Genomic DNA, 12,156 nt, shown 5'->3' with positions numbered 1-12,156 from the left:
GTTCTACTGGCCGTTGAGGCTGGAAGTGCGCCTGGCCGCCGATTTCTCGCGACGTGTCTTGGGCGCCACCGGGGTTTCGAACGCATCGCCACCGCCTACGGGGTTGCCGAACGAGGCAAGCTTCTGTTCCGATGTAAGGACCATTTCGAGCTGGTATTGATCGGGCCGGTAAAGCGCCGTCAGATATTCGACCGGCCGGTCGCCATTGTCGAAGACGACACGCTGCACCTTCAGGAGCGGCGAGCCGACCTCCATTTCCAGTTGCGATGCGGTCGACTGGTTGGCGAGCGTCGCCGTGATCTTCTGTTCCGCGTGGTGCAGAACGATGCCGGTGCTCTGCAGCAGCTCCAAGAGCGGCGTCGTCTCCAGCTGCTGCTGCGAATAGTGCCGGCCGAGCTCGGCTGGCACTATCGTGGAGAGCAGGGAAAAGGGCCCGCCGGTGTGCGACCGCACGCGCAGGCTGCGTTGAACCTCGGTGCCCGGCGCGATCTGGAGCGCCTGTGACTCCTCGTCATTGGCCTCGCCGTAGGTCAAGTCGAGCACCCGGACCGACGTTGTGCGGCCCATGGACGACACGGCCTGCAGCCAGTTGTTCACGGATGCCCGCAAGGGCGGGTTTTCGGGCTTGTACTTGACTACCGTGCCGCGACCCCGAAAGCGGGCGACGAGGCTGGTGGCTGCAAGCTCGGTCACCGCGCGCTTGGCGGTGATGCGCGAGACGCCAAAGGCTTCGGCGATGTCGAATTCGGACGGCAGCATCTGGCCGTCTCGGTAGTTGCCGGCGAGGATCTGATCGCGCAGGACCAGATATATCTGATGATACAGCGGCGATTTGCTCGAAGCGCTAACGCCCGAATCCAGGACGATGTTTGCTGGCATTGCTTCCGACCTGCGTCGCATCTCTGCGTCCTTCGTTTCCGGATCTCGCCTAAGCGATGCGGCGCGCGGTCAGGCGCGTCAAATTTGGTTCGGCGGCGGCCACGTTCATAGAAACATCCTCGCCGCCGCTCTTTTCGTAAGTGACCGACAACCAATCGAAACCGAGTGGATTGAAGTCGGCCGCAGGCTTCACCCATCCTTCGGCGCGCTGACCACCGGTGGCGAAATGCTTGCTTAGCACAGCTTCCACGCGAAAGACTCCATCACCTTCGGAGGGTGGTTCGCCGCGCCCGGCCGTCATGACGAGATGATCGGTCTCCACGCCGGGCCGCAGCTTGACCACCGGCCGCAATATGTAGGCATGGCGCAGGATCGGCGAAGGCTCCTTGCTGCCGTAGCCCCACAGGCGGATCCATTCCTTGCGAAAGCCATCGAGATCCGGGTTGAACCAAACGGGTTCGAGGCTTTCCTCAGCGTCTATCCCCTGGAAATCGAAATAGTCCCATTCGATTTTTGCGCCGCCGAGATTCCGCTCGACGATCCAGTTTTCGTAGCGGCGCACGCCGGGTATGGCGTTGAAGAAGGGGCTGTCGACGCGCTCCAGCCATTCCCAGTAGCCGTTCTTTTCAGCTTCCTCGCCGACCGTGTAGACGATGAAGATGACCAGCGGCGAATTGCCGACCGTGCGCAGTTCCTGTCGTGTCTCGTTCAAGTCCGCGCTCATGCGAGGAAGCCTTCCAGAATGTCCGCCGTCTTGGCGTGATAATTCGGGTCGTTCCATGCGGGCAATTCCGCGGACGACGCGTCGGGGATGATGGATGCCACCTGTTCGAAATATCCGTGCAGCATGTCGGAGGGCGAGCAAACGACGATCGTCGGCGCCTGTATAAGCGGCAGCCGGTCGCGCTTGGGGTGCCGGAATGCTGCGCGGTAGGAGTGATGATAGCTCCGCATCGCCTTCAACACTTCGACCACGAAATCATGCAGGTAATCGATATCCGGCAGGCCGCCGGGCATGCGGCCCTCGGCCGTGCGGTTGTAATAGGGCCAGAAGAGATGCTGGTCGCGGCAGAAATGCCAAACCTTCATCAGATGCGTGGCCTCCTGATCTGGCAGGATTTCGCGGGCATAATGGTCCAGCACATCGGATTGCTCGGTGCTGGAATAAAGCCCCATCCCATCGATGATCAGCCGGCGCACCTTGTCGGGATGCGCGATGGCGATTTCCATCGCAATCGACGCGCCCGTATGGCTGCCATAGAGATCGAAGGGACCATCGACGCCCTGTTCGATCGCAGCGAACGCAGTCTGCGCCAGATTCTCGATCGTCGGGACAGCCGCCGGGTGCGGATCTGAATCGCCATTGCCGGCGGTGTCCGGGGCAAAGACGTGGCGACCGCGCGCGGACAGTTCACTGATCAGACCTTCCAGTTGTTTAGACGAGCCGGGCGACTGGTGCAGCATGACGATCGGGTGGCCGGTTGCTGATCCAGCGGTCCGATAGTGAACTTGGCTTTCGCCGACATCGAAGAAGCCACGTTTGATGGTCGTTGCGGCGGAGCTCATGCGGCTTGCTCCCGCTGAAGTCGCGTGCCGATTTCGCGTCCGAGCCATCGACCCAAAGTCAGGGCAGGGGTGACGCTCATGCCGCCGACGAAGGCTTTGCCTGAAAGCGTGGATCCGCCCATCGCTTCGCCCAGGGCAAAGAGATTGGTGATCGGACGGCCCTGCGTATCGAGAACATTCAGATCGCTATCGACGGTCAGCCCCGCTGCCGTCTTCAGCACCATGCCGTGCATGAGGATGGCTCGATAATTCGGTCCTTCGATCGGCATGGGGCGATGGGATCTTCCAAGGGGATCGGGGCCGCCCGAGGTAATTGCAGAATTGTAGGCGCCGATCGTCTCGGCCAGCGCCTCGAGCGGCATCCCGGTTTGATCGGCCAGATCCGAAAGGCTCGTCGCCACCACGAACGACGCGTGATTATCCCAAGCCTGCGACAACTCTTCCGGTGTCCAGCCCGGGAGCAGGGGAGGTGCTTCCTGCAGGATGGGATCGTCGAAGACGCACCAGAAGCTCAAGTCGGGGAGGGTGTCGAGCGCGTTTTCGCGCGCATCGACGCTTTCGATGTCCTCCTGGACGAACCTGCGGCCGGTGCGGTCGACATGGATTTCCCAAGGCTGGCGCACCTGGGGCGTCAGGCTCGGCATGTGATCCCACACGATGCGGTGGCCGCCGCTTTCCTCGACGACACCGGCATAGGTGGGGAGAAAGAGATCCTGGCCGCCGACCTTGGCGCCTAGTTTCTCGGCCATGGCGATGCCGGATCCGGTCGAAGTGGGCACGGCTGCGGTATAGAGCGGGCGTCCGCCGCTCCATTGTGCGAAACGCTCCGGGCTCGCGCCGTAGCCGCCGCTTGCGAGAATGACCGCACCGGCGCTGACGATGTCCTCGGAGCCATTATCGAGGTTCTTGAGACGGACGCCGGTTACTGTGCCTTGCCCGTCCGTCATCAGCTCGACGGCTTCTGTTCGGTAGCGGATTTCTGCATTGGGCTTGGCCATCGCGGCTTCGAAGAGCGGACGCACGACTTTGAGGATCGAGATGCCGCGATTGACGCCCCAATAGGTTCGCGGCGTGCGATAGGCCTCGTGCAGATAGAGGATTTCCGGGCAGGACGGGTCCATCTCGAAACCGTTCGCCAGCAGCCAATCGACGGTGTCGCCTTGAAGCGGCAATGAGCGCTCGAGAAGATCGCTGCGCGATGTGTTTCGGCTGATGCGCTCGACGTCCGCCTTGTGCGCGGCGGGTGTATCCTCGATGCCGCGTTCTTTCTGTTTGCTCGTGCCTGCACCACTCATGTGGCCGAGCGTTACGTGCAGCGTTCCGCCGGGCTTGTCCGACTGTTCGATGACGAGGACGTGCGCGCCCGTGGCGACTGCCTCTATGGCACACGGCATGCCGGCTGTGCCCGCTCCGATGATGACGATATCGGCCTTCAACACGTGCAGCGTCCTCCCCCGAAACCGTCCTGCGGAAAAATACGCTCTCTCTGCAAACGGGCTAGACAAGTTAGTATATTAAGATATCAATATGACAAATGATAAATGGCCAATGCAAGAGCCATTCGCAAAGTTCCGGTACTGAAAATCAGATTTAGCCGGACCCCAGGGGAACTGACCACAGCGAAAGTTGTGGTTTCGATTGGGAGTACCAAGACTAGTGAGTACATCTTTGCTGACGCTCAAGCGTGGGCTGCGTTCTGCTGCCTACTTGATCTGTGCTATCACGTTGATCACGTTCACGGGTCTCGTTCTGTACTCGGTTGTAATGCGTTATTTCTTCAGCGCGCCGCCGATGTGGGGAGAGGATCTGCCGAAGCTCCTGTTCGTTTGGCTGAGCTTCGTCGGGGCTGGATTTGCCTATCTGATGGGCGCGAACATTCGCATGACCTCGCTCATAGACAAGGTTCCCCACCAGCCGCGCCGTGCGATCGAGTTCACGATGCATCTCCTGATCGTCGCAATGCTGCTGACGATCCTCTGGTATTCCATTCCTATTCTGAGGCTGACATCCAGCGGTCGATCGATCGCGACGGGTCTGCCAGACATGATCACCTATCTGGCCCTGCCGATCGGCGCCGTGCTGCTTTTGATCAACGAGTTCAATCGCCTGTACCGTATTGCCCGTGGAGAGGTGGATTCCCACACGTCCGACATCGAGGAGCACATGTAAGGGGCCAGCGCCTTCCATCATCCTCTCCATGATCAGCCGCGAGGCGCCAATGCTTTTGACTATCGTCGTCATCCTTCTGTTTCTGTTCATTCTGCTGGGGATGGACATTGCCTACGCGGTCGGCGTCGCGTCGCTTGCCTTCATCGCTTTCAGCCAGTTCGATGCGCGTCCGATCAATCCCGTTCTGTTCGTTCAGGAACTCACCGCGGGCGTCGACAGCTTCGCGCTTCTCGCCATCCCCATGTTCGTATTCGCGGGTGAATTGATGACGAAGGCGGGCGTGACCCGTCGATTGATCGCGCTCGCCAGCAGCCTTGTCGGGCACCGTCCTGGTGGCCTGGCAAATGTCGGCATCACGGGCAATTTCTTTATGGCCGGCATTTCCGGCTCCGCCATCGCCGATGCAGCCGCTACTGGTTCGATCCTCGTGCCCGAGATGAAGAAGCGCGGCTACAGCGCCAGCTATTCAGCCGGTGTGATCTCGGCTGCCGCATGCGTCGCGCCGATCATTCCACCATCGATCATGTTCATCCTTCTGGGATCGATCGCCAACATATCCGTAGGGGAGTTGTTCGTCGCCGGTATCGTCCCGGGCATTCTGATGTTCGTTTGCATGATCGTGACGAGCGGCGTCATTGCGCGCCGCCGCGGTCTGCCTGTCGAAAGGCGCATCGAAGGTGCCGAATTCTGGGCAATCGTGCGCGGCGGCATTCTCCCTCTCGGTGCGCCGGTGCTCATCATCCTGTCGAAAGTCTTTGGGATCGCGACGCCGACGGAGTCCGCGGCGCTGATCGTGCTCTACACGCTCATTCTGGGTGCCCTGATCTACCGTGATCTCGGACCGAAAAACTTCATGTCTGCCGCCGTCAGCGCTGCGATGACCACGTCGGTGATCATGATGACGGTCGCGATGAGCCAGATTTTCGGGTCTCTTGCGATTATGGCGGGACTTGGCACGGCGCTGACGAGCGCGATGCTGGCAATCACGGACAACCCGATCCTGATCCTGCTGCTCGTCAATATCGGACTGCTGGTTCTCGGCACGGTCATGGAACCGGTGCCACTCATGTTGATCCTGTCGCCGATCCTGTTCCCGATGCTGGGATCGATGGGTGTCGATCCGATCCATCTCGGATTGGTGATGGTCTACAACCTCGTTTTGGGCGGCGTGACGCCTCCGGTCGGTCTCAACCTGTTCGTCATGGCGCGTGTCGCGCGCGTCAGCATCATGGACGTCTTCTGGGGCGGGCTGCCCTACTACGCCGTCCTCTACGTCCTCCTTATCGTGCTCACCTACGTGCCTTCCATCACGCTTTTCCTGCCAACCCTTCTCATGCGCTGAACCCAATGGAGACCCGCCAATGACTCTGATGTTCAAACGACGTTCCGTGCTTGCCGGTGCCGGCGCACTTGCTGCCGCATCCGCTTTCCCGATCTCCGCTGCTCGCGCGCAGACCATCCTGCGATACGGCAATGCGGGCGGGCCTCAGACGCTATCCAACACGTTCAACGCGAAGCTGTCGGACACTCTGTCCGAACGCACAGGCGGCGAACTCTCGTTCGAAATTTTCGCAGGGTCGCTCGGCGGCGAGCAGAAGCTCATCGAGTCGATGGCGCTCGGTTCGCTCGATATGTACAACGGCGCCTACACGGGCACCCGTGAATTCGACATCATGTACAGCCCCTACTTTTTCCGCGACGGCGCACATGCGAGCAACGTGCTCGGAACGCGGATCGGCGAGGCGTCGTCGGCCGTTCTGCAGGAGCGCTACAACAGCCGCCTGATCGGCGTCGGCCGTCTCGGCACCTACAATCTCATGCTCAAGGAGCCGATCGAGTCGCTCGCCGACCTGCGCGGCCGCAAGATCCGTAGCGCCCAGATCGAGGGCTGCCTGGAAGGGCTGAGCTTCTTCGGCGCCATCCCGACCCCGATCCCGTTCAACGAAATCTATCTCGCGCTCCAGAACGGCATCGTGGACGGCGTTCTGACCGCATTGAACCCCGGCGTTCAAAGCAAGCTCTATGAAGTCTGCAAGTACGTCGTGACGGCTGACTTCGGCCTTGCCCTCGACAAGCAGGTCATCTCGACCGCGGCATGGGATTCCCTGTCGCCTGAAAATCAGGAAATCCTGCAGACGACCTTCGACGAGCTGGAAGAGCAGGATTACCACCAGGTCGGCCTCGACCTGAAGGCGGTCGACCTCAAGACCTGGTCCGATTCCAACGGCGAAGACAGCCTGATCGAGCTCGACGCTTCCAACATCTCGGCCGAACTCGAACCCCTCAACGAGCGCCTCGCCAACGAGGTCTTCGGCGACGGGGCATGGGAAACCATCCAGTCGGCTTGAGCCGCACCGTCAACAGGAAGTCCGAACCGATGAAACATGCATCCCATCCAACCGGCTTGCCGCTGCAGCCCGAACAGGTGTTCTTCAAGGATCCTGCCATCGACCGGCTGCTCGCCATGGTGATGTCGTTGGCAGCCGAGCTCCACGTGACCAAGGACCGGCTCGCCACTCTGGAAATGACCCTGGAGAAATCCGGCACGCTCGCGTCGGGCGCGCTGGACGGTTTCGTGCCGAGTGCCGAGCAGGCGGAAAAGCTGAAGGCAGAGCGGGAAAGCTTCGCTCATGTCCTAATGCAGTGCACGCTCGGCCGCGAAGTGTCGCTCGGCGCGCCGGAGGATGTGGTCGAACGGTTCAACAAGGATTGAGCCTTTTCCGGCGCGCTGCATGCGGCGCGCCGGCAACTGTTTTGCACCGGTCAGGAAAGCACGCACATGATCGACGACATTCCCACACATCGGCCCTTCGAGGCCTTCCAGAGCTTCGTCCTCGACTGCAAGCTCTACTGGACGCGGCAGATGTTTCCCGAGCTGCGCAGCCGTTATGAAGAGGCGAAGTCCGGCGCAGGCTCCGAGCCGAAATCGGCCGCCGAAGTCGAGACGCTGATGCGCGACGACACGACCTATCAGTTCTTTGGCTGGTACGAGCGACATCTGCAGCGCATGAAGTATTCCGGACGCCACGGCCTGGCGCTGCATTACGGCCAGCACCGCGACAAGCTCGTGAGCGAGCTCAATGTATCGATCCCCGATCGGCTGATCCAGATCGACCCTGAGTTCCAGCAGCCGGAGTATTATACGTCCATCGACATCCACCAGCATCCGGGTGGCGTGTGGAGCGACGAGATCGCGGGCTATGTCTACGAGCGGGGCGCAAAGTCGACAGCACCGATGCTCGACAAAGCCACGAGCCTGCACCATCGCCTGACCGCCGAGGCACTGTCGCGGGCCGGCAAGCCGGTCAAGCGCGTCGTCGATCTCGGTTGCGGTTTCGGCGGAAGCTCCCGCCCGTTCTACCAGGACAACCCGGACATCGAAGTCGTCGGCGTCGAGCTGTCGGAGCCCTGCGTCCGGCTCGCCGCGAGGCGGGCTGCCGAGGAGCAGGCACGCAACGTCGTCTTCCGCCAGGCGGACGCCGCAGACACCGGCCTCGAAGAGGGGCAGGCGGATATCGTGACCAGCACGATGGTGTTGCACGAAATGCCACCGAAGCACATCGAGAAGCTTTTGAAGGAATCGCACCGGCTGCTGTCGCCGGGTGGGCTTTCGATTCATCTCGACTTCCTGACGGGCGACCAGCCGTTCAAGACCTTCGTTCATTACGGCCACAGCAAGCGCAACAACGAGCCCTTCATGCCGCCGCTGAACGAGATGGACATCGTTGCGGCCCACAAGGCTGCCGGCTTCGACGACGTCGAGATCGTGCCGTTTGAGGAAATGCCCGGAACGCTGTCGGAAGACTTCGGCTACTGGCGCTTCCCCTGGACGCTGATCGTTGCCCGGAAGGCCGCCTGATGTCGCATGCCGCTGAAGGCGATGTCGTTCCTCTGGTCGACCTCGCCGGCCAGAAGATCGTCGTCGTCGGCGGTGGATCGGGAATCGGGGCTTCGGCGGTTCGCCTTGCGCGCGCCGCCGGTGCCGAAGTGGCCATCACCTATCAGCTGGGCGTGGAAACTGTCTCCGACGACCCGGCTGCCTTCGCCTGCGACGTGACCGACGCGCGTTCGGTCGAGGACGCCATCGCAGTTGCGGTGGATGTTCTTGGCGGGATCGATGCTGTCATCGTGACCGCAGGCGTTTTCGACCATCGCAGCCTCGAGGAAACGACGCCCCAGGACTGGCAGAGGGTGATCGCGATCAATCTGTCCGGTCCCTTTCATGTGGCGCGTGCGATCCGTCCGCATTTTGCCGCGGCGGGCAGGGGAAGCCTTGTGCTTTTCTCCAGCCAGATTGGTTTGGTCGGGCATCCGCGCGCAACTGCCTATGCGGCATCGAAGGGCGGCGTGAACGCGCTGGCCCGGACGCTCGCCATCGAATTCGCTGCGATCGGCGCGCGCGTCAATGCCGTTGCCCCCGGGCCGATCGAAACGCCGATGACGGCAGTCGCGCGTTCCGACAGCGCACGTGCGGAGCGCCTCGTCGAGGCCGTGCCCATGAAGCGCTTCGGCACAGCGGATGAAGTCGCACGGGCCGCACTTTTCCTTGCCTCGCCTGCCGCAGGCTACGTCACAGGCCACATCATGGTGGTCGATGGCGGCGTGACGGCGATCTGAATTTCCAACTTCGGGAGTGAGAGATGATCGATCCCTATTATGTGCAGGAAGACGACTATCTCGACGACATGAAATTTCAGCTGAAGCGGGCGCTTGGGCTGACCGAAGACGATCTGCGCCGCCTTTCGCCGGAAGCGCGCAACCTGTTCTCGGCGCGGCGCAAGCTCGGCCACACTTGGCTCGACGACTACGAGATCGTGGTGGAAGTCACCTCGAGCCCTGGTGGCTGCGGCTGCGGCGTGGCGGAGGGACAGAAGATCGTGTTCGACATGCGCCACAAGGTGAAGCCGGAGCTCTCCGATGCGCCGCTGTGCGTGCACCTCATGTCGCCGGCGCTCTCGATCTTCTACATGACCTTCGACCGGGCGGCCGAAGGCCTCAACCCGCTCACCTGCGTCTGGCGCTACCTGGAATGTCCGATGACCGGTTCCGATCATGGCGCTTCGAAAGCGCGCTGCGAGGTTCACATGCGCCGCGTGGACACGCATGAGCGCGTGACGGACCGAATTCTCGCCAAGCCTGAGGTAGACGCATGAGCACGCTGATGCCTGCCGCCGATGTCCATGAGCGCTTTGAACTGGTCGCCAAGGTCACGAAGGCGTTTCATTGCGCCAACATGATCAAGGAGGAACAGGTCTTCATCTTCGACCTCAAGGGTCGCCTCGACGCCAAGCGCTCGAACGCGCCCATGTGCCTCGGCATCCTCGCCAAACTCCAGCCCGCGATGCTCGTCATCCAGGACCGGCTTGCCGAGGGGCTGCATCCGATCAGTCCGAGCTTCCGCAATTTCGATTGCTTCGATACCGGCATCGATCATGGTGGCACCGGCAAGGTGTTCGTCGAGCTTGCGCTGGTGGACCGTTCGACGGGCGCGCCGGTCGATGCTGCTGCCTATGCCGAGATCGTTCGGCAGCCGGGCACCGGCCAGGCCTGACGATGACGGCCGAGACGCGCTACCCGCTGGTCTTCCAATCGTTCGACATTGCCGGCGTTACGGTTCGCAACCGCATATTCCTCCCGGGACACACGACGAATTTTGCCGAGGACTTTCTGCCGACGGAACGGCATGTGGACTATCTGCGCGAGCGAGCAGCCGGCGGCGTCGGGCTGATCATCGTCGAACCGCTGCGCGTCCATCGGTCGTCACTCGGACGTTCAGGCGGTCTGTCGGGATCGGATCGACGCGCTGTTGCCGGTCTGAAGGCGATCACAGACGCGGTGAAGGCGGAAGGTGCGCACGTCTTCGTGCAGATCACCCATACCGGCCGCCACGGCGATAATTTCGTCGACCGGCTGCCGCCTTGGGGTCCGTCTGCCGTGCCGTGGATTGCTGGGGGTGACATTCCGCATGCCATGACGCGCAAGGACATGGACGCCGTTCTCGAAGCATTTGTCGAGACGGCGGAGATTGCAGCCGACGCTGGTTTCGAGGGCGCGGAAATTCATCTCGGCCACGGCCATCTCCTGCACCAGTTCCTTTCGCCGGCATCGAATATTCGCGACGATGCATTCGGCGGAAGTTTCGAGAACCGGATGCGGTATCCGCTCGAAGTTCTGCAAACCGTGATCGCCGAGGTCGGCAGTCGACTGCCGATCGGGATCCGCGTCAGCGTCGACGACCTGATGGAAGGCGGCTGCGACGAGGCGGCCAGTTTCGAGATCACCCGGCAGGCCGCTGCAGTTCCCGGCGTCGCTTTCGTCAATGCGTCTGTCGCCGCCTATAGCTGGCCGAGCATCGGTCATCATGTCGCCGACATGAGCTATCCGGCTCATCCGTTCCTTGATCAGACCGTGCGCCTGCGCGAGGCCATCGGCGACCTGCCGCTCCTGACCGCGAACCGCTACACGAGCCTTGCGGAGGCGGAGGAGGGGTTGGCGACGGGCGCGATCGATCTCATCGGCATGAACCGCGCGCACATGGCCGATCCCCAACTGATCGTGAAGACAAGGGCGAGGCGGGAGGCGGACATCCGGCCGTGCGTCTCCAACAATTTCTGCATCGGCCAGATCGCGTTTCATCGACCCATCTCGTGCATGATGAACCCGCGTGTCGGCAAAGAAAAGGCTTGGCCGCTGGTGCCGGAACCGGCTTTGCAGCCGAAATCGGTGCTGGTGATCGGCGGCGGACCTGCCGGGCTTGAAGCTGCGTGCGTCGCCGCCGAGCGCGGTCATGACGTGACGCTTTGGGAGGCGGCCGGTCAGCTCGGCGGGGCGCTCAATCTCGCCGGAACCTGCCACGGGCGAGCGGATCTTCACCGCATGCGGGACTATCTGGAACGGCGGCTGCGCCAGACTAACGCAGCTATTCATCTCGATCGTCGGGCCGACATCGCGGCCATCGTCGAGCAAGAGGCGGATGTGGTCGTGCTCGCGACAGGCGCCGTCGCACAACCCTCGACCATTCCGGGCAGCGGTGGACTGATGCCGATCGAGGCGGCATTGGCCTACGACCCCGACCACTGGGTCGGCCGCAAAGTCTGCATCGTGGACATATCCGGATCGTGGGCGAGCCTTTCGGCAGCCGGGACGCTGGCGGAACGCGGCGCCTCTGTCACAGTCGTCACCCGTCCCGATTCACCGTTCTGGGACGTCAACATCTACAGCCGGATGACCGCGCTCGAGCGTCTCGCAAATCTCGGCGTCGAACTGCTGCCAGGCACATCGCCACGCCGCATCGACGGCGGGATGATGATCCTCGACAACAAATACTCTGCCGCCGAGAGCCGGATCAAAGGTCTCGACACCATTCTCGTGTCGTCGCGCGGCGTCGGCGCCCACAGAATGCAGGTCGAGCTTGAGGCTCAGGGGATCGACGTGCGCCCGGTGGGTGATGCGCTGACGCCGCATTCGCTGTTCGAGGCTGTCCACGACGGGCACGCGGTCGGCCGGGCGATCTGACAGGACAAACCATCCGCTGCCGGCGCC

13 protein-coding genes are annotated in these 12,156 nt (G+C 62.1%); 9 read left to right on the top strand and 4 right to left on the bottom strand.

All coding sequences use genetic code 11. The annotated features are described in order from the left end of the window. Nucleotides 1-3 precede the first annotated feature (3 nt). The 4 genes from GC125_RS15765 to GC125_RS15750 are packed head-to-tail and all read right to left on the bottom strand — an operon-like array spanning nt 4 to nt 3,884. Nucleotides 4-900 (bottom strand): GntR family transcriptional regulator, encoded by an 897-nt coding sequence (locus tag GC125_RS15765; protein WP_151986518.1) that lies wholly within the window; start codon nt 898-900, stop codon nt 4-6. Nucleotides 901-928: 28 nt separating this feature from the next. Continuing rightward, nucleotides 929-1,603 carry a hypothetical protein gene (locus GC125_RS15760; protein WP_151986517.1) on the bottom strand — a complete coding sequence of 225 codons (675 nt, stop codon included), beginning with the start codon at nt 1,601-1,603 and terminating at the stop codon, nt 929-931. Beyond that, the gene (locus tag GC125_RS15755; protein ID WP_199864607.1) at nt 1,600-2,445 is read right to left on the bottom strand and encodes an alpha/beta fold hydrolase; all 846 of its coding nucleotides are present in this window, start codon (nt 2,443-2,445) and stop codon (nt 1,600-1,602) included. Before GC125_RS15755 ends, GC125_RS15760 begins: the two co-directional genes overlap by 4 nt. Beyond that, nucleotides 2,442-3,884 carry an FAD-dependent oxidoreductase gene (locus GC125_RS15750; RefSeq protein ID WP_151986515.1) on the bottom strand — a complete coding sequence of 481 codons (1,443 nt, stop codon included), beginning with the start codon at nt 3,882-3,884 and terminating at the stop codon, nt 2,442-2,444. Before GC125_RS15750 ends, GC125_RS15755 begins: the two co-directional genes overlap by 4 nt. 217 nt (nt 3,885-4,101) lie before the next feature. Between GC125_RS15750 and GC125_RS15745 the strand changes: the two genes are divergently transcribed. From GC125_RS15745 to GC125_RS15705, 9 genes are all read left to right on the top strand, one after another. Beyond that, entirely contained in the window at nt 4,102-4,614 is a 513-nt protein-coding gene (locus tag GC125_RS15745; protein WP_151986514.1) for a TRAP transporter small permease, read from the top strand. Nucleotides 4,615-4,663: 49 nt separating this feature from the next. After that, a complete protein-coding gene (locus GC125_RS15740) occupies nt 4,664-5,956 on the top strand; it encodes a TRAP transporter large permease (RefSeq protein WP_199864606.1) in 1,293 nt (430 codons plus the stop codon). A gap of 19 nt (nt 5,957-5,975) precedes the next feature. Further along, nucleotides 5,976-6,962 (top strand): TRAP transporter substrate-binding protein, encoded by a 987-nt coding sequence (locus GC125_RS15735; RefSeq protein WP_151986512.1) that lies wholly within the window; start codon nt 5,976-5,978, stop codon nt 6,960-6,962. Nucleotides 6,963-6,991: 29 nt separating this feature from the next. Further along, nucleotides 6,992-7,327, top strand: coding sequence for a hypothetical protein (locus GC125_RS15730; RefSeq protein WP_151986511.1), 336 nt, complete (start codon nt 6,992-6,994; stop codon nt 7,325-7,327). A gap of 66 nt (nt 7,328-7,393) precedes the next feature. Continuing rightward, nucleotides 7,394-8,473, top strand: coding sequence for a class I SAM-dependent methyltransferase (locus GC125_RS15725; protein WP_151986510.1), 1,080 nt, complete (start codon nt 7,394-7,396; stop codon nt 8,471-8,473). Then, nucleotides 8,473-9,231: an SDR family NAD(P)-dependent oxidoreductase gene (locus GC125_RS15720; RefSeq protein ID WP_151986509.1), complete on the top strand. Its 759-nt coding sequence runs from the start codon at nt 8,473-8,475 to the stop codon at nt 9,229-9,231. The genes GC125_RS15725 and GC125_RS15720 overlap by 1 nt, the downstream gene beginning before the upstream one ends. Nucleotides 9,232-9,254: 23 nt before the next feature. After that, a complete protein-coding gene (locus GC125_RS15715; RefSeq protein ID WP_151986508.1) occupies nt 9,255-9,767 on the top strand; it encodes a hypothetical protein in 513 nt (170 codons plus the stop codon). Further along, entirely contained in the window at nt 9,764-10,165 is a 402-nt protein-coding gene (locus GC125_RS15710; protein WP_151986507.1) for a hypothetical protein, read from the top strand. The genes GC125_RS15715 and GC125_RS15710 overlap by 4 nt, the downstream gene beginning before the upstream one ends. 2 nt (nt 10,166-10,167) lie before the next feature. Beyond that, nucleotides 10,168-12,129: an oxidoreductase gene (locus tag GC125_RS15705; RefSeq protein WP_151986506.1), complete on the top strand. Its 1,962-nt coding sequence runs from the start codon at nt 10,168-10,170 to the stop codon at nt 12,127-12,129. Nucleotides 12,130-12,156: the final 27 nt, after the last annotated feature.

Source organism: Rhizobium sp. EC-SD404 (genome assembly GCF_902498825.1).
GTDB lineage: Bacteria > Pseudomonadota > Alphaproteobacteria > Rhizobiales > Rhizobiaceae > Georhizobium.
The sequence above is the reverse complement of the archived record's forward strand: the minus strand, read 5'-3'. Positions and strand labels throughout refer to the sequence as shown.

What these genes read in the sequence shown, in the direction of transcription:
- GC125_RS15765 (WP_151986518.1), bottom strand. Translation starts at nt 900, where the DNA reads ATGCGACGCAGGTCGGAAGCAATGCCAGCAAACATCGTCCTGGATTCG.
- GC125_RS15760 (WP_151986517.1), bottom strand. Translation starts at nt 1,603, where the DNA reads ATGAGCGCGGACTTGAACGAGACACGACAGGAACTGCGCACGGTCGGC.
- GC125_RS15755 (WP_199864607.1), bottom strand. Translation starts at nt 2,445, where the DNA reads ATGAGCTCCGCCGCAACGACCATCAAACGTGGCTTCTTCGATGTCGGC.
- GC125_RS15740 (WP_199864606.1), top strand. Translation starts at nt 4,664, where the DNA reads ATGCTTTTGACTATCGTCGTCATCCTTCTGTTTCTGTTCATTCTGCTG.
- GC125_RS15735 (WP_151986512.1), top strand. Translation starts at nt 5,976, where the DNA reads ATGACTCTGATGTTCAAACGACGTTCCGTGCTTGCCGGTGCCGGCGCA.
- GC125_RS15730 (WP_151986511.1), top strand. Translation starts at nt 6,992, where the DNA reads ATGAAACATGCATCCCATCCAACCGGCTTGCCGCTGCAGCCCGAACAG.
- GC125_RS15725 (WP_151986510.1), top strand. Translation starts at nt 7,394, where the DNA reads ATGATCGACGACATTCCCACACATCGGCCCTTCGAGGCCTTCCAGAGC.
- GC125_RS15720 (WP_151986509.1), top strand. Translation starts at nt 8,473, where the DNA reads ATGTCGCATGCCGCTGAAGGCGATGTCGTTCCTCTGGTCGACCTCGCC.
- GC125_RS15715 (WP_151986508.1), top strand. Translation starts at nt 9,255, where the DNA reads ATGATCGATCCCTATTATGTGCAGGAAGACGACTATCTCGACGACATG.
- GC125_RS15710 (WP_151986507.1), top strand. Translation starts at nt 9,764, where the DNA reads ATGAGCACGCTGATGCCTGCCGCCGATGTCCATGAGCGCTTTGAACTG.
- GC125_RS15705 (WP_151986506.1), top strand. Translation starts at nt 10,168, where the DNA reads ATGACGGCCGAGACGCGCTACCCGCTGGTCTTCCAATCGTTCGACATT.